This window comes from Bacillus sp. PPSBB_2, assembly GCF_045291115.1.
GTDB lineage: Bacteria > Bacillota > Bacilli > Bacillales > Bacillaceae_G > Bacillus_A > Bacillus_A cereus.
This window is the reverse complement of sequence record NZ_CP147983.1, coordinates 5428148-5451117: the sequence shown is the minus strand read 5'-3', so window position 1 is coordinate 5451117 and position 22970 is coordinate 5428148. Positions and strand designations below refer to the sequence as shown.

Here is a 22970-nt window from a genome sequence, read left to right as displayed (position 1 = left end):
CACTAAAGCTGTTACAATCTTGTGTCTTTCCAAAAATTTACCTTGAGATGAGAAGAAGGATTATAGGGAAGAAGTTTGTATCCTTGTGACTGTAAATAATCAATTACTTTTGGCAGTATTTGTACGGTTACACTCGAATCATGCATTAAAATGACTTCGACTTGTTCATCACTTTGATTACGTACTCTTTCGAGTATGGCAGAAGGATTGTCATAGCTTTTCCAGTCGTATGTATCGATCGTCCAATCCCACATTTTATACTGGGCCGATACAAGTGCGTCACGGTAATTCTTTTTTAAGTAAGGCATACTACCATATGGAACGCGAACGAGATGTGTATTTAATTTCGTAACTTGCTGGACAATGCTTTGTGTTTGCTCCATTTCTGCAATTAAAGTGGAAGGGTCACCAGTGTAAAGGCGTTTTACATCATGTGACATACTGTGAAGTCCGATATAATGTCCGTCTTTAATTAATCGTTGCATTGTCTTTTTATAATGTGGTACTTTTCCACCAATAACAAAGAAAGTTGCTTTTCCGTTCTTTTCTTTTAAGATGTTTAAAATTTGTGTAGTATATTTGTTTGGTCCGTCATCAAATGTTAAGTACGCAATTTTTTGTGTAGGAGAAGTTGTTTCAGTATTTGGATGATATTCAGCAGGAATAACAGTTGTTGCTTCAGTATTAGATGATACGTACATAGTAATCGTTAAAAATAAAATAATACATTGAAATACTCGCTTGATCATAACATTCACCCTCAGTTTGACAATCAAGATGTAAAAAAGAAAACTTGATACTTTTCTTATTATGTATATCTTTCTCCAATAGAGGAACTCTCAAACAATCTATATTTTGGAAATATAAAATGAGAATAAAAAATAGCATCCTCTTATAAGAAAGAGGATGCTATTTGAATATTTCATAATTGAAAAGGCTATACTACAATTAGTCTTCGCGTTTTTTCACTTTTTTATAAAAGGAAATGATTGGTTTGTAGCGTTCATGTACAAGCCCGATTATTTCAGCGATGATTTCTGTGAAGAAAATCAAAGCGAAAAGAAGAATAATGGATAACCATAACGTTGCAGTAGTAAAAATAATGGCATTTACACTAAAGAAAATACCGAATGCGTATATAATTAGTACCGTTTTGCGATGAGAGAATCCCATTGCAAGTAAGCGGTGATGTAAATGCGATTTATCTGGTGCTGAAATAGGTTTTTTATTTACGATACGACGGATGATTGCAAATATCGTATCAAATATAGGTACACCTAAAATGATAATTGGAACGATAAAACTGAATAACGTTACACTTTTGTATAATCCAAGTAACGATATAACAGAAATACAGTATCCTAAAAATAGTGCTCCTGTATCTCCCATGAAAATTTTTGCTGGATGGAAGTTGTAGAATAAAAATCCAATTGTACTTGCTAATATAATTAATGCGAGTGGCAAGATAATAGCTGTTCCAGTACCCCATGGGCTAGTAAAGGCCATATATGCTAGCGTTGCAAGTACGATAGATGAAATCCCAGCAGATAATCCATCTAAGCCGTCAATTAAGTTGATTGCATTCGTAATACCTACAAGCCAAAATACTGTAATTGGATAAGCAAGCCATCCAAGTTCAGTATCCCCAAAGAATGGGATATATAATACTTGCACTAATAATCCACTTTTTACAATCATAATGGCAACTAACAGTTGTCCACCGAATTTTACTCTCGCAGATAACTCGTACATATCATCTAAAATTCCGATGATTACAATGATAATTGCACCTAGCGTTATCGATAACATTCTTTGCTCATATAAGCCGCCGACAACAAATCCTACAGCTACACCAATAAATATTGCTAACCCGCCAAGACGTGGCATAATCTTTTGGTGCACTTTACGTGCGTTTGGCTTATCTGTCGCTCCTATTTTAAAAGCTAATTTAATAACTAAAGGAGTAACGACAAGTACAGTGATGAAAGATGCCAAAATGGCATAAATCACTTGTGAGTCCATTAATACCCCACCCTTTATAGTCTAACGTAATTTTTTTTTTGAAAATATATTTATCTGAAAATTATGATGTTTATTTACAGGCTCATAACATATGGTATCACAAAAAGATTAGAATTCAATCTTTTTTTCTTTTTACGGTTAATGGAAGCGAATAGAATATATGACAATTGTATATAGAATGTTGAATCATATGAGAAGGTTAATCGTACTGAACCTTGGAATGTGACATTTCCTCTTTTTCTTCGATAGTGAATACTTTTATTTCAGTATTATAAGTGTTGCACGTAGAAATAAGTAAGTCTCGTGTTAAAATGTGGGAATTTATCACGCGTGAACTGGCAGCCTCATTTTTACTAATTAAGTTTTACTTTATAGTACATTTAATTTTACAAAAACTTTAAAAAAAGTAAGGGAAGTAATTCATATAATGAAGAAGGAAAAGGGTTTTCACATTTTTAATATGAGAGGGGGAAGCGCAGGGAGAGTTCTATATTTCATATCTTTTCTATTGTAAATTCCTGTGCGAAAAGGAAATGAAAATTACGATAGTAGGTACTGGATATGTTGGATTGATTACAGGAGTGGGATTGGCAAAATTAGGGTATTCAGTTACATGTTTTGATATAGATGATGAAAAAATTGAACGGATAAAACAAGGGGATTTACCTATTTATGAGGTTAGATTACATGAATTAATAAATTATGCATATGAGAATAATGCTTTAATTTTTACATCAAATAAAGAAGAGGCATTTGATGATGTAGAGTTTATATTTATTGCAGTTGGAACACCACCTTTATTAGATGGGACGGCAGATTTAACGTATATTCAGAGTGCTTGTAACGATATTGGATTATATGCGACGAACGATATTATTGTTGTTACGAAAAGTACAGTTCCAGTAGGTACAAATGATGTAATGAAGGGATGGATTGAGGAGAAGTTAAAAGGGAGGCATACAGTACATATCGTATCGAATCCAGAGTTTTTGCGTGAAGGTTCAGGTATTTATGATTTCTTTCATGGAGATCGTATTGTAATTGGAGCGGACAGTGAGGAAGTAGCAAGAAGAGTAGAGAGTTTGTATAGTGAATTATGTTTAGAAACGTATGTTACAGATATTAAAAGTGCAGAGATGATTAAATACGCGTCGAATGCCTTTTTAGCTACAAAGATTAGTTTCATTAATGAAATTTCAAATATATGTGAGAAGGTAGGCGCGAATGTATTAGATGTTGCCAAAGGGATGGGAATGGATAAGAGAATTGGCGCATCTTTTTTAAATGCGGGCATTGGCTACGGAGGGTCGTGTTTTCCGAAAGATACGAAAGCGCTGGTGCAAATTGCGGGAAATGTTGCTCATGATTTTCGTTTGTTAAAAGCGGTTATTGAAGTAAATAATAAGCAACAGCTGCTATTGATTGAAAAAGCGAAAAAAGTTATGAACATGAGTAAAAAGCGGATTGCAGTTCTTGGCGCATCCTTTAAACCGAATACGGATGATATTAGAGAGGCATCATCTCTTATTATAATAGAAGCATTACTTAATATAGGTGCAGAAATTGTTCTTTACGACCCAAAAGCAATTCAATATGTGAAAAATATATTTGGAGATGCTATACAATATAGTAGATGTATAGATGAATCGATTAGAGATGCGAGTGCGGTTTTTATCGTAACAGAATGGGAAGATATTCAAACTTATCCGTTAGAAAAGTACGTACAACTTATGAGGGAGCCTATTTTATTTGATGGGAGAAATTGTTATACTGATGAAGATGTTAAGAAACAAAAGATAGATTATTACTCGGTAGGAAGAAAAAGTATTTGTAATAGAAAAGTTTCTGTTATGCGTTAAAAAGGGATGTACTCATGCATATTTTTATATGTCATAATAGAAGCTGTAATTAGTGAAAGAAAAGAGGCAATCACATGACTGAACGTTTAAAAGTAATGACAATTTTCGGGACACGTCCAGAAGCAATTAAAATGGCACCTCTTGTATTAGAGTTGCAAAAACACCCAGAAAAAATTGAATCGATTGTGACTGTAACAGCACAGCATCGCCAAATGTTAGATCAAGTATTAAGTATCTTTGGAATTACGCCAGATTTCGATTTAAATATCATGAAAGACCGCCAAACTTTAATTGATGTTACAACGCGTGGTTTAGAAGGTTTGGATAAAGTAATGAAAGAAGCGAAGCCGGATATTGTACTTGTACATGGTGATACAACAACAACATTTATTGCAAGCTTAGCTGCTTTTTATAATCAAATTCCAGTAGGTCATGTTGAGGCGGGCCTTCGTACGTGGGATAAGTATTCTCCATACCCAGAAGAGATGAATCGTCAATTAACAGGTGTAATGGCGGATCTGCATTTCTCACCAACAGCAAAATCAGCAACGAACTTACAGAAGGAAAATAAAGATGAGTCACGTATTTTCATTACAGGAAATACAGCGATTGACGCGTTACAAACGACTGTAAAAGAAACATATAGTCATCCTGTACTAGAGAAACTTGGAAATGATCGTCTTGTACTTATGACAGCTCACCGCCGTGAAAACTTAGGTGAACCGATGCGTAATATGTTCCGTGCAATTAAGCGTCTTGTTGATAAGCATGAAGATGTACAAGTTGTGTACCCTGTTCATATGAACCCTGTTGTTCGTGAAATAGCAAATGAAATTTTAGGTGAACATAACCGTATTCATTTAATTGAGCCGCTAGATGTAATTGATTTCCACAATGTTGCAGCTCGTTCATACTTAATGTTAACGGATTCTGGTGGTGTACAAGAAGAAGCTCCATCACTTGGGGTACCAGTTCTTGTTCTTCGTGATACAACAGAGCGCCCTGAAGGTATTGAAGCAGGTACGCTGAAATTAGCAGGAACAGACGAAGAGACAATCTTTGGTCTTGCTGATGAGTTGTTATCAGATAAAGAAGCTCATGATAAGATGGCGAAAGCATCTAACCCTTACGGTGATGGTCGTGCATCAGAGCGTATTGTAGAAGCGATTTTACAACACTTTAATAAGTAAATAAAAAAAGGCCCAATCGGATAGATTGGGCCTTTTTTTTACGGCTGATTGCGCATAATCCACTCTGCATGAGCATTTGTAGAAGGTGGCGGATCAGTTGGTGTTTTATTTTGGTTTGTCTCTTTTTTTGTTTGTTCGTTAGAGTTAGAACTTGAATCAGGATTTGAGTTGTTTTTTGTAGTTGGATTTTTTGCTTTTTCTCCTAATTCTTTTTCAATTTCGTTACGCACCGTTTCTACACTGATTGGATCTGGAAGGAAGTAATAAATACCGCCTATCTTTTTGTCTTCGCCTTCAAGCTTTAACGTTTGCATTGTAGAAGGATCAAATCCAGAAAGTTTATTGTAAAGAGCAAGTCCGTCTGAAATAGGAATGTCGGTTTTTATATATTTTCCAACGACAGCTGTTAAATCTTTAATTTTAAATACAGTAGAGGTGGAGTTTAGTTTATGAGCAACAGCGGCCAGTAATTGTCTTTGTCTAGCAGCTCGACCATAATCGCCATTTGGATCTTGCTTTCGCATACGGACGTAAGCAAGTGCTTCTTCACCGTTTAAGTTTTGCTGTCCTTGCTTAAACTGAATTTTTTTGTAGTAATCCACGTCAGAGCGCTCCCAGAAATCGAAGGGTACGTCAACGGTAACGCCGCCAACAGCATCAACGATACCTTTAAAGCCTTGGAAATCAATTTTCAGATAATGGTCTACAGGAACTTTTAGAAAGCATTCGACAGTTTTGATTGCCATTTCTTCTCCGCCGTAAGCATGGGCAGCGTTAATTTTGTCTTCCTTATTTTTGCCAACAATTTTAACTCGAGAATCACGAGGAATACTCATAAGTGAAATCTTTTGCGTTTTTGGATTGACTGTTGCAAACATTAATGAGTCTGTACGACCATTTTGACCATCTGTCGCATAATCTTCTATACCCATAATGAGAATTGTAAAAGGTTCTTTTGTAATTTCTACATCTTTGTTTCTTAAATCTGATTTTTCACGAGTAAAACCACTATACATCCCCATAAGAGAAGAGTAAGAATTTAACACATAAACTCCTATGCTGCCAAATAAAAATGCGAAAATAAGGAAGAAGAAAAGTTTCCTTCTTCGCTTCTTTTTTATTCTGCTATTTTGGAGATGATAATAACGTTCTTCCATATATAATCTCCTTAGTTCGTTAGTTCATTTGTAGGGAAGTAATTCACTACATTAATCTTTGAAGGTGATAAATTGGTTATGCTTAGATAACATCTTGTTCCAAGTACAACATATCTCCTTCTGTAATTGTACATTTCCCGTTTGTTAATTCAATCATCCAATCTGTAAATGCTTGTTTGCCGTCTTCTTCTACATACGTATCAAATGTGACATTTTCTAGATAATGTATATCTTTAATGGCATATTTTGAATTGCGTAATTCATTTTCCACTTTGCCAAGTAATGTGTAATCAATCTCGGTTTGCATCACACGCATTAGTTTTCGCTGGACAACACCGACATGATTAACGCCTTCGCTTGTACACTTTCCATATGCACGAATTAATCCACCTGCACCAAGTTTAATGCCACCAAAATAGCGTGTTACGACAACGACGGTATCTTTTAGTCCACGTTTTTTAAGTACTTCCAGCATTGGTACGCCAGCTGTACCGCTAGGCTCACCGTCATCATTTGCTTTTTGAATATGATCTTGTTCGCCAATTAAATAAGCGGAACAATTATGTGTTGCATTCCAATGTTGTTTTTTTATTTTTTGTATAAATTCTTGAGCCTCTTCCTCAGTCGTTGCTCGGCTAATATAACAAATAAATCTTGATTTTTGAATGACGATTTCGTGTTCGCCGTAGTCTTTGATTGTTAAATATTGTAATAGCACTTGTGTACGCCCCTATCTATCAAAATGACTAGTACTTTCCATTTTAAAAGCGACCCTTTTTATATTCAAACATTTTTTCTAAATATGCTGAAGTTTTTGGTGAGTATTTTATCTTTTTGTTGTAATTTGTCGAGATGGTAGGTATAATTTCAACCGGCATTTTCATGTATGGATGCACCATTTGTAGTTTTCGTGTAAAATTAGGAAATAAAACTTTTTATAAGGCAGGTACGAAAATGAAAATAGCTATTGTTACTGATAGTACGGCATATATACCGAAGCAAATTCGTGATGAACTCAATATATATATGATTCCATTAAACGTTGTGTTTGGAACAGAATCTTATCAAGAAGAAGCTGAAATTTCAGCAGATGATTTTTATGTGAAAGTACGTGAACAAGAGGAACTTCCAAAAACTTCTCAACCAGCAATCGGAAAGTTTGTTGAGCTATATGAAGAACTAGCTAAAGATTATGATGCAGTTATTAGCATTCACCTATCAAGTGGAATTAGTGGTACATATCAAACATCAACGACAGCTGGACAGATGGTAGAGGGTATTGATGTATACACGTATGACTCTGAAATTAGTTGTGAAGTACAAGGATTTTATGTGCGTGAAGGTGCAAAGTTAGCAAGTGAAGGAAAGAACCCAAAAGAGATTATCGCTCGTTTTGATGAAATGAAGAAAACGATGGACGCCTATTTTGTAGTTGATGATTTACATCATTTACAACGTGGTGGTCGATTGAATAGCGCGCAAGCTTTCATCGGCAGTCTGTTACAAGTGAAGCCAGTTTTATATTTTAGAGATAAAATCATTATTCCGTTTGAAAAGATTCGTACACGTAAAAAAGCATTAAAACGTATCATTGAAATTTTTGATGAGCAAGCAAGTAAAGGTGTACCTATGGAAGCAGTTATCATTCATGCACAACGTGAAGAAGAAGCGAATGAATGGAAGAAAGAATTAGAAGCAAAATATCCTCACGTCACAATTCGTACAGGTTATTTTGGAGCTGTAATTGGTACGCACTTAGGTGAAGGTGCATTAGGTCTTGGATGGTATACGAAGTAATAAAGATATAAAAAGCTCTCTTTTTAAGAGGGTTTTTTTACGGGTATGTTACGTTTATTTGACAAGTTAATATTTGGAAATGGTAAAATGTACGTAAAATAAAATAATGAGGAAAGTTTTATAACTTACTTTTTACAAGAAACTATATTATAATAGAAGAGAGGTGAAACATATGGAGCATAATTCTTGTTTATGTCCAAAGTTTGAGTCAGCTTTTACTCTGCTTAGTAAGAAGTGGACTGGCTTAATTATTAAATCTTTGCTTGAAGAGTCGAAACGTTTTAGAGAAATCGCAGATATTATCCCAAATATGAGCGATCGTATGTTGTCAGAGCGTTTGAAGGAATTGGAAAGCGAGGGCATTGTAGTTCGTAATGTCTATCCAGAAGTACCAGTTCGAATCGAGTATGGCTTAACTGACAAGGGAAAAGCGTTAGAAAGTGTTATGGATGAGGTCCAAAACTGGGCTGAGAAATGGATGAAGTAGCATTTCATTTGTATTCGTATATTTAATAAAACGTAAGGGATTCCTTACGTTTTTTCTTTTTTTACAGAAGTGAGAAAAGTATATAAATTTCTACACATATATACAAAAATATACGAATTTTGCGCTAGAGATACATATAATATTACATTTGTTTTACAAAAACGTAACATTAGCAAAAAAAATCCCGAATTATGGTATAAATTTTATAGGTTATATACGGAAAAAGAAAAAGAAAGCGGTGTAAAAAATAAAATGAAAAAGCTAAAAATGACATCTTGCGCATTAGTTGCAGGGTTAATGTTTTCTGGGCTAACACCAAATGTATTTGCAGAAGATAAAATTTCTGACGTGAAATCACAAATTAATACACAAAATGACACTTTACATAAACAACAACAAGAACGTGATGAATTACAAAAACAAATGAATGACTTAAACAAAACAATTCAAGGTTTAGATAAATCTGTTCAAGAGAATGCTGCAAAGCTTGATGAAACAACGAAAAAAGTTTCTGATACTGAGCAATTAATTGAAAAGAAAAATAAAGATATTGCAGAATTACAAACAAAGATTGCAAAACGTGAAGAGCTATTAAGAAAGCGTTTAGTTGCACTTCAAGAACAACCAAATACGAACGTTGTAACAGAAGTTCTTGTAAACTCTAAAAACGTTGCAGATTTAGTTGATCGTTTAACTTCTGTTTCTAAAATTCTTGAGTCTGATGAAGATATCATGAAAACACAACAAGAAGATCAAGCTAGTGTGAAAAAAGATGTTGCAACGGTAAAAGAGAAACAAAAAGAATTAAAAGAAGCACAAGCTCAAATTGAAACTGCTAAGAAAGAACTTGACGCTGAAAAAGAGAAAAAAGCAGCAGCGGTAAACGATTTAAGCGGTAAAATGGATACAGTTGTAACTTCAATGACAAGTACGGAAGGTCAATTGAAAGAGCTTGAGAAACAAGCACTGCAATTACAACGCATTGCAGAAGAAGAAGCACAAGCAAAAGCTGCACAAGAAGCTGCTGCTCAAAAACAAGCAGAGCAAGCTGCTAAAGCTGCACAAGCTCAGCCAGCACAAGCACCTGCAGAGCAAGCTGCACCAGCAAACAATGGTGGACAAGCTCAAAAAGAAGAGCCTAAAAAAGAGGCACCTAAAGCAGAAAAGAAAACACCAGAGCAAAACTCAGCACCAACTCCACCGGATACTGGCGTAATTGGTAAAGCTAAGCAATATTTAGGTAAGCCATATGTTTGGGGAAGTGCATCTCCATCAAACGGTGGTTTTGACTGTAGTGGATTCATTTCTTACATTTTTGGTGTAGGTCGTCAAGACGTTAATGGTTACTGGAATTCTGTTTCAAAAGTAAGTAGCCCGCAACCGGGAGACTTAGTATTCTTCCAAGGTACTTATAAAGCAGGTCCATCTCACATCGGTATTTACGTTGGTAATGGCCAAATGATCCATGCTAGTGATAAAGGAATTGCGTACGGTGATATTAACAGTTCGTATAACAAAAAACATTTCTTAGGATACGGTCGATTCTAGGATTTATAAAAGAATAAAAAACGTGTATAAAGTCGATAGCTTACTATTTTATAAGTAGGTTATCGACTTTTTTGAGTTTTTACGGGATTTGAAGAAGGGTTTATAGTAGTGCTGGAGGTGATTGTCGATGCTAGCGGGGAAACAGTTGCTATTAGACGAACTTTCTTCAGATTTACAGAGGGAATTAAATGATTTGAAAAAGAAGGGAGAGGTCGTCTGTGTACAAGGTGTAAAAAAGAAGGCTTCTAAATATGTATGTCAGCGCTGTGGAAATATAGAACAGCGGCTATTTGCGTCGTTTTTATGTAAAAGATGCAGTAAAGTGTGCACATATTGCCGGAAGTGTATAACGATGGGGAGGGTAAGTGAATGTGCTTTACTTGTTCGCGGGATTGCTGAAAGAAAGAGAGAAAAGAATTTAAACTTGTTACGGTGGAGCGGAACGTTGTCTACTGGTCAGAATTTGGCGGCGCAAGGAGTTATAGAGGCTATTAAGCGAAAAGAATCATTTTTTATTTGGGCTGTATGAATAGCCCGAAATGAATACATAAAATAATTACTTAAAAACGCCAAATGATTTCGACGTTTTCATTATTGATATAAATCTGTTCTATAAAGTTGTTGATTATAATTTGTTTTTCTTTAAACTCTAATGTTTCAAATAAATCATCTATCACAGTTAAAGTTACTTCACGAGAAAGAGATTCTTCTGATCGTTGTTGTTTAAGAAGGAGTTTTTCTTTTTCTAAATTAAGTTTTTCCATTTGTTGTTCTAAAAGGTTTTTACTTATGTTTGTAGTGTTCATAAATAAATCAAGCAAACGCTCCATTTTTTTATCTATATCTTTAATTAGTTTTTCATAATTAATCTTTTTCTCTTTTTTGTGGGTTTGTTTTTTTTCTTCAGTTAAACTTTTTAATTCAGAAATAACAACTTCTTCAAGTTTTTTTCTGGACCAGGTTTTATTCATACATCTTTCTTCATATTCAGCTGGGAATCTCTTTGCTCTACAAATGTAGTAATAATATCTTTTGGATTCAACATCTTTAGATTTACCCGTACTATAAGCTACATAATTCTCTCCACAACAAGAACAGGTTATAAGCCCTGATAACAGGCTTTGTTTAGCTTTATGGGCATTATGCCCCTTGTGACGTTCTAAAAGCACTTGTACACGTTTAAACTGTTCTGATGAAATGATAGGCTCATGTTGACCTTCGTATTCTTTTCCTGCAAACGTTACACGCCCTATATATAATATATTAGAAAGAATGTCCCTGTATCGTCTGAATCTCCAAATAGGATATCCTTCTTCCTTTAAAGTCTCCTGTACCCTAGTGATTGAATGATATTGCTCATATAAATCAAAAACTCTCTTAATGTGTTTAGCTTCATCAGTTTTTATTATTAAATGGCCCTTTTCTCTTGTGTAACCAGATGGATCATAATCTCCACCGTTTCCTCTTAAACCATTTTCAGCTCGTTTAATATGTCCCATTCTCATTCGCTCTGCAATTGTCTCACGTTCTAATTGAGCAAATACAGATAATATACCAATCATCGCTTTACCGAATGGTGTGGAAGTATCTAACGTTTCTGTTATAGATACAAAGTCTACATTGTTTTTTAAAAAATATTCTTCAATTAGTTCTAATGTATCTCTTTGAGAGCGAGATAACCTATCCAATTTTAATACAACAACTGCATCTATGTTTTTTAAATCAGTTATAAGTTTTTTTATACCAGGACGCTCTAAATTTGAACCTGAATAACCACCGTCTATATATTCATCATAGATGTCCCAATTCTTTGCCTTGCAAAAAGCTCTTATTCTTTCCCGTTGAACCTCTATACTATAATTTTCTATTTGGTCTTGTGTACTAACACGAATATAGATAGCTGCTTTAATCAAAATAATCACCCCTTACATTTAGAATTTAACGTTAAGTGGTGCCATGTACCAAACTAATTTCCCTTTTACTACAACTGGAGTGAATTCTTGAGTTTTAGAATCATAAAATTGTGTTTTATATTCCGGATTATAGCTTTCTGGTTCTAAAGTAATTCCATCTTGGAATTTATAAAATCTTTTTAAAGTAGCGTCAAATCCATTAACAGCAATTGCGGCGATATCTCCATTTTTAATTTCAATATCTGGATCTATTAAGGCTAACATATTTGGTGGTATTACTTTATTCATGCTATCACCAACTACTCTTAGTAAAAATGCATGCGGATGGCTATCTGTTATTTCAACTGGAACGTTAATCCATTCTTCCACAGCGACCATTTCAAGAGGAGTACCAGCGGATATTGCTCCAAGTAGAGGAACAGCCTTACAATTATTTTCAATTTTATGCTGATTAGGTCTAATGTGAGTGACTTTAGCATCTTGATCCTCAATAATATCGCTTTTTAATATTCCGAAATGATCAGCGATTTTTTGAATAGCGCCCATTCTTGGTTCTTTTAGTCCTTTTTCCCAAGTTGATACAGCTTTATCTGAAACACCAGCGATTTCTCCCATTTCTTTTTGATTAAGATTATGCTTGTCCCTTAATTTTTTTATATTTTTTCCGATACTCATTTTGGTGACCTCCGTCAACTTTATAACTATAATATTACACTGAAAGTAGATTTTATTCAATATAAAGCCGAAAAAATTCTACTTCAAAGGCGATAATTTAAAAGTAAAGTAGAGTTTAATAGAGTTTTAGATGTTGACATTCTACTTTAGGTAGACTAATATGTGTTTGTAAGCGAAACGAAACGAGGTGAAACTGATGATTCTCACTATAAAGCAAGTTAGGCTAGTGAAAGGAATTACTCAAAAGGAAGTGGCTGAACAATTAAATGTTCATGTTGATACATATAGAAAAATGGAGAGACATCCAGATGATATTACTATTGGTGATGCGAAAAAAATTTGTAACTTTTTAGAAATTAGTTATGATCATATTTTTTTTAATGTGCACTCTACTTTAAGTAGAATTAAAGGCGGAGTCATTCCTGAAATGTAGAAGGTGAACGAAATGATAATTAGAGAAGGTATTGAGGTAACTAGAATCACCTTAGATGGTTATGAATTACCGATTCCAGAAGGATATTCTGAATTTCTACTTCGTGCTGGATATTGGGGATACGGTGAAGAAGTAGAAAGAATAAATCGCGAGGAAATTTTGTCGAATTATGACAGGGAAGTGGTCATGAAAGATGGGAAATTACGAACGATATTAACCTATAAAGGAAAAAAGAAAGGAAGGTGACCAATCATGAATGGAGTATTATCGGCAAGTAAATTAATGAAGGCATCAGAGGTTGTAAAAAAATGCGCAGAAACGAGAAATAACCCAGCAATGTTACTAATTACTGAATTAGAAGCAAAGCGCAAGATGTATGAAATGAACCGTAAGGTTTCGACTCGAAGACCAACTATGAAAAGTCAAGGGTGAAATGCAGAATAAATAATGGAAGTGCTCACTGAAAAAAAGTGCACACCAAATAATCCTTGAGAAAAGGTTAAAAAAATCAAGGTATTAACTTGATTTCTAGGCGATAGGTATAGGGACTTTATAAGGTTTATTGTTTTTTAAGATAGCGTAAATAATATGACATAATTTCCTGGCTACTGCACAGATACAAACGTAATAATGCTTTCCTTGCTGTTTTTTCTTTTCATAAAAGGCTTTCAAAATTGGATCGTATCTATAACAAGTAACGGCAGCTTGAAATAATGCTCTACGTAGATGGGAAGAGCCACGTTTTGATATGGACATGCTAGTCGAGTTATATTGGCCCGATTGGGATACAGAGGCATCAATGCCCGCATAAGCGACAAGTTTTGAAGGTTTATCAAATCGTTTGATATCTCCAATTTCACCTAGTATAGTGGCACCTAAAATAGGTCCAATGCCAGGTACTGTAGTGATGGGGGTATCCAATTCAATAAGGAGTTCATCCATTTGTTCTTCACATTGTTTGAGTTGAATCTTAATAAAGTGGATTTGCTCCATTAACATTTTTAGCTGAAATGAGAATGCTTCTTTACCGAAAGTAATACCAAACGAATGAGAGGCAGATTCAATGATTTGATGTGCTTTTTCTTTTCCTAGTCGGTTACGACTTGCTTGTTCGATTATTTGGGTTAAATCGTCTATAGATACTTGCTCATAGTCACTGGGAGAAGCGTACGCCAGTAAAATTTGTGTGGAAGTTTTACCGAAAACATCTGAGAACATTTTTTGATATTCAGGAAATGTTTGATCTAATACGACAAGTAATTTACGTTTTAAATCACCCATACTACTTACGAGAGAATTACGAAAGCGACTGAGTTGTTTGAGGGCAAACATCTTTTCATCTACAAGAGGCGTTTCTAAAAAGTTACCAAACCTAATGACACATCAGCAATCATTGTCGCATCAATGGCATCTGTTTTTCTTTTTCTAATCTCTGTTCCTTTCCGCCACGCGTTCGTTTGAATTGGGTTCAGTACAATCACTGAGAACCCATGGTCTAACAAAAAGGAATATAACGCTAACCAGTAATGTCCAGTCGCTTCCATTCCGATTTTAATTTCTGTTGGGGCGTCAATGTGTTGATAGATTTTCTTTAATAATGCTTGGCCTCCTTTTCGATGATTATAGACTGGGAATGGTTTTTCCACAGGATTCCCGTTGGAATCCATAATAGATGCATAATGCTTATGTTTGGCAATATCAATACCTAAATACAACATCGTGTACACTCCTATTTTAATAAGTGTTAGATAGTGTTTGTGTTCCTCTGAACTAATAAGTGCTACTACCTCGGAAGAGATACGAAGAATGACTAAGAAAGCCATCAACATCCAACTCATTCGTAAATTACTTATTAGACAGAGGTACCAATCTTTCAACCGAATACAAGATTCAAGGGGGTGACCGGTACCACTCTATCTACAAATATAAGTATCCCATAGTTACTAGATACTCATGGGTTTATAGGTAAATCCCTTTCCTAAAAAACCTAACTTTATCATAGGAGGGAGGTGAGTTGATTGATTAAGGTAGCGGATCATCCAATTGAAGATTTTTACGGTGTTGAGATTAGGAAAGATGATACTTACTATATGTTCGGTCAAGATGCAGTGTTGCAGCATAACTTGAAAATGTACTTAATTGAAAAATATGAAGTACCATGCTTTAAAGCGCAATAAAAAACCACCTGCGCCAACAGGTGATTTAGAAAAGAAAATTCACAGTCATTATAGCATGAAATTTATTCGTGTAAAGGAGGGCAAAAGGATGGATGAACAGTTACCACCTAAAACTACATATCTAGTAAGTGTAGGTAATTTATTTATTAGCAACCCAGATCCATTGGTAATAACGAGGTTATCTAAAGGGGCAATGGAATTCGAATATGAAAAATCAAAACAAGTAGCCAATGATGTTGGTGGAGAAGTAATCCGCAGAACTGTGGAATATGCCAGGGTGGTGGAATTTTGATGGATATTACTGCAATAGAGGAAAGTGTACAAGCTATACATTTAGCACAGGAAAGAGGCATTTTAGGTGTCTATAACAACCAAATACATGTAAGGTATCAATTATTTGAAGAACTCCTAAATGAGCAAGGAAATCTAGAAGTAGTGAAACGTGATTGTTCGGAATATCCTTTTGAAGCTACTTTTACAAAAAACGGTTTAACTTATTTTTCCCTTCACACTGAAGAAGAAATTAAAAATATATTTGGAGGTAATATCGATGAACTCATTACAAGCAATTGAACTAGCGGAAGTGGATGAATTACAAGATGCGGAAAAGCGATTTGAAATTCATGATTTAGAAAGCCTTAACTGGGCATTTCGGAAATGGAATGCACTTAAAGCGCAAGAAAAAGAAGTTACAACATTAGCAAACGTTGAACGTGACCGTATTACAGAATGGGAGCAAAGCGAATTGAAGCCCATCCACAATAGTATTTCATTCTTTGAAAGTCATATCCAACGTTACCATGCAGAACAACTTGCAGCGGATCCAAAACAGAAAACAATTAGTACTCCTTACGGTAAATCAAAAACTCGTAAGAGTAGTGAAGCGCCGGAGCAACAAGATAAAGTCCAGGTACTTCAATATGTCATCGAAAATGAAATGGATGATTGCTTAAAAACAGAAATCAAATGGGCTGATTTCAAGAAGAAAATTAAGATTGTAGAAATCAGCGGTGAAAAAGTAATTGTGGATGAGGATGGTCAAATTGTTCCAGGGGTGAAGGTTAAGCCGGAGATGATTTCTTATAGTGTGGAGGTGTAAGGATGTTTCAAGTAACAGAAGCCAAACGTGAAAAAATGAAAGCTGTTATTGGTTTTATCGGTTGTAGTGGGTCAGGTAAAACAGGTAGTTCATTACTTACAGCCTTTGGAATGATGCAAGAAGCATATCCTAATTTATCAGAAGAAGAATTGTGGAAGAAGATTGGTGTAATCGATACAGAACATGAACGCTCAAAACTTCATGTAGGTCTTGTGTATGGGGAAACAAAAATAGGGAATTTCCTACATATTAACTTCACTCCACCGTACACAGCTGAAAGATATAATGAAGCGGTTCAAGTTATGAAGAAGGCTGGTACTGAAGTACTTATCATCGATTCATTATCACATAACTGGCAAGGTGAAGGCGGCATTATAGAAACTCATGGTGAGATGTCTGGTAACTCATTTCAAAACTGGGGCAAGCTTTCATCTGAAACTACTAAATTAATAAAAACGTTAACTCAGAACAATGTTCATATATTAGCAACTTTGCGAACTAAAACTGAGTATGTAGTAGAACCAGATACGAAAGGTAAAATGGCACCACGAAAAGTTGGAACCAAGCCTGTACAGAAAGAAGAAATGGAATACGAATTCATGCTTAATTTTGTAATCGATATTGACCATGTAGCTGATACTTCAAAGGATAATACGCAAATGTTCGAAGGACATCCACAGAAAATTACTGCTGAAGTAGGTCGCAAATTGTATCAATGGCTTGAGTTGGGTATTGATGTAAAAGCTGAGGAAGAAAATGAAAGAAATAATCTTATTACACAAATTAAAGAAATTGTTAATACCAGTGATGATGCAGCGAAAATGCTTTCTGAAATTGAATTTAAAACTAATCAAAAACTAGAAGATTTCAATATGAAGTATTTAACCGTTGCTTTAGATAGATTACAAGATTTGAAAACTAAGGAGGAAAAATAATGTTTAAAGTAGATCATAGCCAAGCAACTGAATTTGAGGTAATTAAGCCAGGGGAGTATGAAGTAACGGTTGTTAATTTTGAATTAAAACAAGCGGCTTCAGGAAATAATCAAGTGGTAGTTGATTATGAGATTCGTAGCGATGTAGAGCAGCCATTCCAAGGGCAAAAAATTCTATTCGATAACTTCACTGTTACTGATAAAGCTATCTGGAGATTCCAAGCGGCATCAAAAGCGGCACAGTTCCCTGATGGTATGCGATTTGGTAGCTACAAAGAATGGGCTGATGCATTCCTTAATAAGTCATTGCGATTAGTAGTAGGTGAACGTGAGTACAATGGTAAAAAATATCCGCAAGTAAATGGTTTTAAAGTATCTGAAGTGGCAGCTCCAAATAATAGCGTTGAAGTTTCAGATGATGATGTACCATTCTAAAAATAAATTAACAAAATTCAAATAGAGGGGAGCTGCTAAGGGCTCCCTTTTCAAAAGGGAGTAATCAAATGAGATGTAACTTTAATCAAATACCGGCAGAGCTTAAAAACACTCCTCATTGGATCTTATGGCGGTCAGAAGTAAGAAATGGTAAGAAAACGAAAGTGCCTTATCAAATCAATGGGGAGATGGCTCAATCAAATAATAAACGAAGCTGGTCAACGTTTCCGACAATCATAAATTTCTATGAAAAAGGTGGATATGACGGCATCGGATTTATGTTTTCCAAGGATGATCCATTCGTAGGAATCGATATTGACCATTGCATTCAAGAAGGAGCTCTTACAAGTTTAGCTGAGGATGTAATTGAAACTTTGCAAAGCTATACAGAATATAGTCCAAGCGGTGATGGAATCCACATCATTGCTAGAGGTACTTTACCACTTAAAGGGCCAGGAACAGGACGTAAAAATGTTGACCTTGGATTGGAAGTATATAGACATGGACGGTACTTCACCTTCACCGGTGATTGCCTGGATCAAGTTCCTGTGGAAGATAGAACGGACGAATTAAAAGTTTTATTTGATAAGTATTTAAAAGAAAAGCCAAAGCCTGAGAAAAAACAAAGTGCCACTTCATTTGAACGAGAAGACATTACTAGCTTATCGAATGCGGAACTATGGGAGCGAATGTTTGATAGTAAAAGCGGTGCATCCATTAAAGATTTATTCCAGGGGATTTTGATAAATAGTGACCATTCTTCAACGGATATGGCCTTATGTAATCATCTAGCATTTTGGACGGATAAAGATGCTGCAAAGATGGATTCAATGTTTAGAGAGTCTTCCTTACTTCGAGAGAAGTGGGATAAACCACATTCTAGCGATGGTCGTACATATGGGCAAATAACAATTGATACAGCAATCCTTTCAACGCCTTCCACAATAGCTGATTATGAACCGCCTGAAGAGAAAAAGTATGAGGTGTATATTTCAGATAACTCAATTGAAGATACTGAGGAAATAATCGATGAAGTACCAAAGTTTCATTTAACTGAGTTAGGAAATGCGGAACGAATTGCTTATTATCATGGTGAGAATGTTCGCTATTGCAATGAGCTGGAATGGCTCATATGGAACGGAAAGCATTGGTGTGAGGATAGTAAGAGACAAATTGAAGCTATAACAGCTAAAACGCTTAGAGCATTATATGCAGAAGCGAAAGCCGAAGAGGATAAATACCAATCAAAGATGTTGCATGATTGGGCTAAGAAATGTGAAAGACGGACAATACGAATAAATAGCATATTGGATGTGAGACCGATGGTATCAGTTAAAAAGAAAGAATTAGATTCTCATAGTTTTCTATTTAATTGTGATAACGGAGTTATTGATTTAAAGAATGGTGAATTATTACCACATGATCGTGACTTATTATTAACAAAAATGTCACCAATAAAATATGACAAAAATGCTCAATGTCCACACTGGAAAGCTTTCTTGGAAAGTATTTTTAAAATACATACTGGTGAAGCGGATCGTGAGCTCATCAATTATTTACAAAAAGCAATCGGTTATTCGTTAACTGGTGTAACGAAAGAGCAAGTAATGTTTTTCTTATTTGGTAATGGCCGTAATGGTAAGTCTACTTTTATCAATATCATTCAGGACCTACTTGGTGATTATGGACGACAAACAAACAGTGATACTTTCCTAAAGAAGAGAAATGATTCAGGAATTAATAATGATGTGGCCCGACTTGATGGAGCGCGTTTTGTATCAGCTGTTGAGAGTGAAGAAGGGCAACAATTATCTGAAGCACTGGTTAAGCAAATAACTGGTGGAGAGAAGATGTCAGCACGTTTCTTACGTCAGGAATATTTCGAGTTTACACCAGAGTTTAAAGTATTCTTTACTACCAATCATAAGCCAATTGTTAAAGGTTCAGATGAAGGTATTTGGAGAAGGATTATGCTTATTCCATTTACCGTAACGATACCGAAAGACAAGATTGATTATGATCTACCGGATAAATTAGCAAAAGAAATGCCAGGTGTTCTGCGTTGGGCGGTGGAAGGCTGCATGAAGTGGCAGGCTGAAGGATTACGTGCACCTGAAGCCGTGAAGGCAGCGACGGCTGAATATCGTGAAGATATGGATATATTGGGACCATTTATCGATGAAAACTGTGCTGTTTATTCTACAGCAAGAATTGAAGCAAAGTTACTTTATGAGAATTATACAAAATGGTGTTATCAGAACAACGAAATGGATTTGAAAAACCGTGCTTTTTATCGCCAGTTAGAAATACGTGGGTTTAAAAAAGAAAAGGGTTCGAAAAATAAAACGTACATTCATGGAATGACATTAAATGAATTTGCAGGAGCTAATTTATTTTCCGGTGACGAAAAAGAAGAGAAGAGCAACATAACTCCTATAAATAGGAAAAAAGTTTAATTTTGGGTTACTAAGGGTTACTGAACTATTTTTTAAATAACCCTTATAAATGTTGTTATATCAATGTTTATAGCTTATGGGTTACTGAGGGTTACTGAATTTTCTATAACAGCCTATAAGAAAATAAATAAAAAAATAATATATAGATAGGGCTTTAATAGAAACACAGGTAATCTTAGTAACTCTGATTACCAAAATGAGCCTTGAAACCTTGATATGACTGATTTTATAGTGGGTTACTGAATAAAAAACTTAGTAACCCTCGATAACCCTTTTTGAAAAAGAGGTGTAATATGCATCCAAAACAAATATGTGCTGGTGTTCAATCGATGGGAGCGAAGCTCGTTCTTGATGGAAATGACTTATACATTGAAAATCATAAAAAGATTGCTCCTGAAGTTGAAGCGGTGATTAAAGAATACAAGCTACGAATCGTTAAATATTTACAAGGGAATTATTCGGACCAAGATCATGCAGTAAAACAAACGATAGATAAAATTATTAATTTTTTTATCGGTGTTGAACAAGATATAAATCCGAAAATTAATGATTGGTTTAATCATGATGAAGCTGCTGCAAGGTTGGTCATGGAATTAACATTAAATTTCTCACTTAATGGCTGGTTGTATGTAAAAGAATCTGTGGCCAACTATGAAAATAAATTAACAGATGAGCTTTCACAAGAAATATTCAATCGTGCAATGTCGCACTTTAGGAAGGTGAAATAAATGCCCGCAATTCATTATCGATATTCAGATAAGGAATTAAAACAAATCCTAGATACATTAGAAATCATCGTAGATACTAGGGAACAACAAAATACTCATGTACTTGATTATTTTCGGAAAAAGAATGTTCCATTCAAAATTCGTGGTATGAAAACAGGTGATTATTCAGCAATGATTCCTAAAAATCCAGAAATGGGAATTATGAAAGATACTTATTTAACATCTGTGGTAGAACGGAAAAATGGTGTTGATGAATTGGTTCAATCAATTAAAGATCGCTCAAGATTTGAAAATGAATTAATTCGTGCTTCGCAAAATGCATTTGTTCTCATTGTGGAAGATTCACAAGGATATCAAAAAATATTAAAAGGTGAATATCGAAGTCAATACAAACCAGAGTCATTGCTTGGTAGTTTGCAAACATTTGAAGTACGATATGGATTTTCTGTAGTGTATATACCAGCTGTTGCAACTGGAAATTATATTTATCATCGATTTTTATATACGGCTCGTGAATTGTTGAAGAAAGGATTTATCTAATATTGTCTATGGAAATTGAAGTCCAAAAGGACTTTTATAAATCAGAAGTAATAAAAATGGGATATTTTAAAACGCCTGAAGGATTACAGCTTTATGAATTATCTTTAGCACAACTTAAAGAGATTTATAAAGAGGTAAAGTCATAAGGTTGTTTTGTCGAAAGGTGTCGAATGAATAATGATTTATTCTCGTGAAGAACAAGAAACTACATTGGTTTTTGACTATAGCACAGGAGAGTGGAACGTTTACTCTACTGTACCGAAACACATTCGAAAACTATCTAATTTATGTGAATTACAAACCTTAGAAGAAGAGGATGGAAGGCCAACGGCTGTTAAAGGTGTTCTTCAAGAAAAACAAGTAACAATGAAGAATTTACGAGTGATGACAGAAGAACAAAGACAGAAAGCGGCTGAAAGACTTTCTAAGCTCAGAAACGTACAGAAATAACAGGAAAACTTTAGTTCCAATATCAATCTAATACAAAAGGAGCCTGAACCATGACAAAGGTAAATTTGAACGTATTATTCAAGAAAATGCAAAAGGACGATAAAAAGGAAGTTTTAATGTTCCATGTATTAAGTGATGAACTTCCACATGCTGATGAATTATTAAAAATGCCAGGTACAATCGTTCATCTAACTGTGGAGAAAAGTGATGTGGAACCAATTGGTGCTGAATTTGTTTCTATTCAACGTGATAGCAAGAAAACAGTTCTTAAATTCAATGTAAAAGGTGATACGAAAGATAAAATTAATAAGCTTTATCCATTCGCTGGTGAAAATGTTTCTATCATTCTTGAGCCTTCGCAAATGTCTATTGATGAGTTTTATGAAGAACCACATGAAGGTGTAGAATACAACGTTAAACCTGATGGGACAACGGAAGTTGCTCCTGGTCAATTGAAAATTGTTGATGAAGAAACGATTGCTGAATAAATATCTGTCCTAGGCTTCGGCTCAGGGTATTAATACAATTTGAATTTTGTATAGAAAGGGAGAATGAAAAAATGAACCATTATGAAATGGGATTAGAAACAGCTTCTATTTGGTTGAGTCTTGATATAGAGAATGGAAAGATAACTGATAACTACAGAGAAAACAGCTTTTGTAAGGACCTGAATGAACAGGAGTTAGAGTGGGTAGTCAATAGAGCTAAAGAGCGATTGAAAGGGGAATAACAAATGTCTAATAAATTTAATAAAGATTTTGAAGCAATTACGAATAATGGTGAATTAACGAAAGCAGGAACAAAATTTATAGAAGCTTTAAAACAATTCGTTGGTACTCAATATGATTCAGAGGATTTAGCAAAATTGATTGTATTAATCATGGCTGTTTTAGATGTAAATGACAATGATTTTAATACAGCAATATCTGCTTTATATCAGACAGCAATTGAAGTACAAACGGGTATTGATCTGAATGAATTACTAGAATTAGTTACAAAAGAGCAACCTGATGTAACTCATTAAAAATTTTTCATTTTAGGAGAAAAACAGCCTTTTAAATTAAGAAAAA

Annotated in this window: 26 protein-coding genes and 4 pseudogenes; 23 read left to right on the top strand and 7 right to left on the bottom strand. The window is 34.8% G+C overall.

Annotated elements, in window-relative coordinates; translation table 11 throughout:
- Window positions 1-11 precede the first annotated feature (11 nt).
- Window positions 12-749: a polysaccharide deacetylase family protein gene (locus tag V6946_RS27825; protein ID WP_000597149.1), complete on the bottom strand. Its 738-nt coding sequence runs from the start codon at window positions 747-749 to the stop codon at window positions 12-14.
- 199 nt (window positions 750-948) lie between these two features.
- The gene (locus tag V6946_RS27820; protein ID WP_006917642.1) at window positions 949-2022 is read right to left on the bottom strand and encodes a glycosyltransferase family 4 protein; all 1074 of its coding nucleotides are present in this window, start codon (window positions 2020-2022) and stop codon (window positions 949-951) included.
- A gap of 533 nt (window positions 2023-2555) precedes the next feature.
- Here V6946_RS27820 and V6946_RS27815 point away from each other — a divergent pair.
- Window positions 2556-3881, top strand: coding sequence for a UDP-glucose/GDP-mannose dehydrogenase family protein (locus tag V6946_RS27815; protein ID WP_006917643.1), 1326 nt, complete (start codon window positions 2556-2558; stop codon window positions 3879-3881).
- 74 nt (window positions 3882-3955) lie between these two features.
- Window positions 3956-5071, top strand: coding sequence for a non-hydrolyzing UDP-N-acetylglucosamine 2-epimerase (gene wecB / locus V6946_RS27810; RefSeq protein ID WP_000140145.1), 1116 nt, complete (start codon window positions 3956-3958; stop codon window positions 5069-5071).
- 38 nt (window positions 5072-5109) lie between these two features.
- On the opposite strand, the gene V6946_RS27805 is transcribed toward wecB, so the two are convergent.
- Window positions 5110-6228 (bottom strand): LCP family protein, encoded by a 1119-nt coding sequence (locus V6946_RS27805; RefSeq protein ID WP_366981934.1) that lies wholly within the window; start codon window positions 6226-6228, stop codon window positions 5110-5112.
- Between the two features lie 82 nt (window positions 6229-6310).
- Window positions 6311-6946, bottom strand: a complete 636-nt coding sequence (locus V6946_RS27800) for a YigZ family protein (RefSeq protein WP_000926672.1) — start codon at window positions 6944-6946, stop codon at window positions 6311-6313.
- A gap of 236 nt (window positions 6947-7182) precedes the next feature.
- On the opposite strand from V6946_RS27800, the gene V6946_RS27795 reads away from it, so the two are divergent.
- From V6946_RS27795 to V6946_RS27780, 4 genes and pseudogenes are all read left to right on the top strand, one after another.
- Window positions 7183-8025 (top strand): DegV family protein, encoded by an 843-nt coding sequence (locus V6946_RS27795; RefSeq protein ID WP_000684725.1) that lies wholly within the window; start codon window positions 7183-7185, stop codon window positions 8023-8025.
- A gap of 172 nt (window positions 8026-8197) precedes the next feature.
- On the top strand, window positions 8198-8512 hold the full coding sequence (locus tag V6946_RS27790; RefSeq protein ID WP_000400857.1) for a helix-turn-helix domain-containing protein: 315 nt from the start codon (window positions 8198-8200) through the stop codon (window positions 8510-8512).
- A 148-nt stretch (window positions 8513-8660) separates the two neighbouring features.
- Window positions 8661-10060: pseudogene (locus V6946_RS27785) on the top strand (coiled-coil domain-containing protein).
- A gap of 127 nt (window positions 10061-10187) precedes the next feature.
- Window positions 10188-10586: pseudogene (locus V6946_RS27780) on the top strand (DNA/RNA helicase); the annotation flags it as partial.
- Window positions 10587-10620: 34 nt separating this feature from the next.
- Here V6946_RS27780 and V6946_RS27775 read toward each other — a convergent pair.
- Window positions 10621-11982, bottom strand: coding sequence for a recombinase family protein (locus tag V6946_RS27775; protein ID WP_406622176.1), 1362 nt, complete (start codon window positions 11980-11982; stop codon window positions 10621-10623).
- A 9-nt stretch (window positions 11983-11991) separates the two neighbouring features.
- Complete coding sequence (locus V6946_RS27770; protein WP_406622175.1) at window positions 11992-12648, bottom strand: LexA family protein; 657 nt, start codon at window positions 12646-12648, stop codon at window positions 11992-11994.
- 196 nt (window positions 12649-12844) lie between these two features.
- On the opposite strand from V6946_RS27770, the gene V6946_RS27765 reads away from it, so the two are divergent.
- From V6946_RS27765 to V6946_RS27755, 3 genes are read left to right on the top strand one after another with little or no spacing between them, the layout of a single operon-like run.
- Window positions 12845-13081, top strand: coding sequence for a helix-turn-helix domain-containing protein (locus tag V6946_RS27765; RefSeq protein ID WP_406622174.1), 237 nt, complete (start codon window positions 12845-12847; stop codon window positions 13079-13081).
- Between the two features lie 12 nt (window positions 13082-13093).
- On the top strand, window positions 13094-13327 hold the full coding sequence (locus tag V6946_RS27760) for a hypothetical protein (RefSeq protein ID WP_088115330.1): 234 nt from the start codon (window positions 13094-13096) through the stop codon (window positions 13325-13327).
- Window positions 13328-13333: 6 nt separating this feature from the next.
- Complete coding sequence (locus V6946_RS27755) at window positions 13334-13513, top strand: hypothetical protein (RefSeq protein WP_406622173.1); 180 nt, start codon at window positions 13334-13336, stop codon at window positions 13511-13513.
- Between the two features lie 96 nt (window positions 13514-13609).
- Here V6946_RS27755 and V6946_RS27750 read toward each other — a convergent pair.
- A pseudogene (locus V6946_RS27750) lies at window positions 13610-14799 on the bottom strand (IS110 family transposase).
- 303 nt (window positions 14800-15102) lie between these two features.
- Between V6946_RS27750 and V6946_RS27745 the strand changes: the two are divergent.
- The 14 genes and pseudogenes from V6946_RS27745 to V6946_RS27680 form a co-directional block, all read left to right on the top strand.
- Window positions 15103-15258 (top strand): annotated as a pseudogene (locus tag V6946_RS27745) (YqaI family protein); the annotation flags it as partial.
- An 88-nt stretch (window positions 15259-15346) separates the two neighbouring features.
- Window positions 15347-15550, top strand: coding sequence for a hypothetical protein (locus V6946_RS27740; RefSeq protein ID WP_406622172.1), 204 nt, complete (start codon window positions 15347-15349; stop codon window positions 15548-15550).
- Window positions 15550-15831, top strand: a complete 282-nt coding sequence (locus V6946_RS27735; RefSeq protein WP_406622357.1) for a hypothetical protein — start codon at window positions 15550-15552, stop codon at window positions 15829-15831. Before V6946_RS27740 ends, V6946_RS27735 begins: the two co-directional genes overlap by 1 nt.
- Entirely contained in the window at window positions 15809-16357 is a 549-nt protein-coding gene (locus V6946_RS27730; RefSeq protein ID WP_406622171.1) for a host-nuclease inhibitor Gam family protein, read from the top strand. The genes V6946_RS27735 and V6946_RS27730 overlap by 23 nt, the downstream gene beginning before the upstream one ends.
- 2 nt (window positions 16358-16359) lie before the next feature.
- The gene (locus V6946_RS27725) at window positions 16360-17292 is read left to right on the top strand and encodes an AAA family ATPase (protein ID WP_406622170.1); all 933 of its coding nucleotides are present in this window, start codon (window positions 16360-16362) and stop codon (window positions 17290-17292) included.
- On the top strand, window positions 17292-17726 hold the full coding sequence (locus tag V6946_RS27720; protein WP_406622169.1) for a DUF669 domain-containing protein: 435 nt from the start codon (window positions 17292-17294) through the stop codon (window positions 17724-17726). Before V6946_RS27725 ends, V6946_RS27720 begins: the two co-directional genes overlap by 1 nt.
- Window positions 17727-17794: 68 nt before the next feature.
- Window positions 17795-20182, top strand: a complete 2388-nt coding sequence (locus V6946_RS27715; protein WP_406622168.1) for a phage/plasmid primase, P4 family — start codon at window positions 17795-17797, stop codon at window positions 20180-20182.
- A 293-nt stretch (window positions 20183-20475) separates the two neighbouring features.
- Complete coding sequence (locus tag V6946_RS27710; RefSeq protein WP_406622167.1) at window positions 20476-20910, top strand: hypothetical protein; 435 nt, start codon at window positions 20476-20478, stop codon at window positions 20908-20910.
- Window positions 20911-21450 (top strand): ERCC4 domain-containing protein, encoded by a 540-nt coding sequence (locus tag V6946_RS27705; RefSeq protein ID WP_406622166.1) that lies wholly within the window; start codon window positions 20911-20913, stop codon window positions 21448-21450. It begins immediately after the preceding gene.
- An 8-nt stretch (window positions 21451-21458) separates the two neighbouring features.
- Window positions 21459-21596 carry a Fur-regulated basic protein FbpA gene (gene fbpA, locus V6946_RS27700; protein ID WP_406622356.1) on the top strand — a complete coding sequence of 46 codons (138 nt, stop codon included), beginning with the start codon at window positions 21459-21461 and terminating at the stop codon, window positions 21594-21596.
- A gap of 31 nt (window positions 21597-21627) precedes the next feature.
- Window positions 21628-21900: a hypothetical protein gene (locus V6946_RS27695; protein WP_406622165.1), complete on the top strand. Its 273-nt coding sequence runs from the start codon at window positions 21628-21630 to the stop codon at window positions 21898-21900.
- Window positions 21901-21950: 50 nt separating this feature from the next.
- Window positions 21951-22388 carry a hypothetical protein gene (locus tag V6946_RS27690; protein WP_088115081.1) on the top strand — a complete coding sequence of 146 codons (438 nt, stop codon included), beginning with the start codon at window positions 21951-21953 and terminating at the stop codon, window positions 22386-22388.
- Between the two features lie 71 nt (window positions 22389-22459).
- Window positions 22460-22630: a hypothetical protein gene (locus V6946_RS27685; protein WP_172452098.1), complete on the top strand. Its 171-nt coding sequence runs from the start codon at window positions 22460-22462 to the stop codon at window positions 22628-22630.
- A gap of 3 nt (window positions 22631-22633) precedes the next feature.
- Window positions 22634-22924, top strand: a complete 291-nt coding sequence (locus V6946_RS27680; protein ID WP_088115082.1) for a hypothetical protein — start codon at window positions 22634-22636, stop codon at window positions 22922-22924.
- Window positions 22925-22970: the final 46 nt, after the last annotated feature.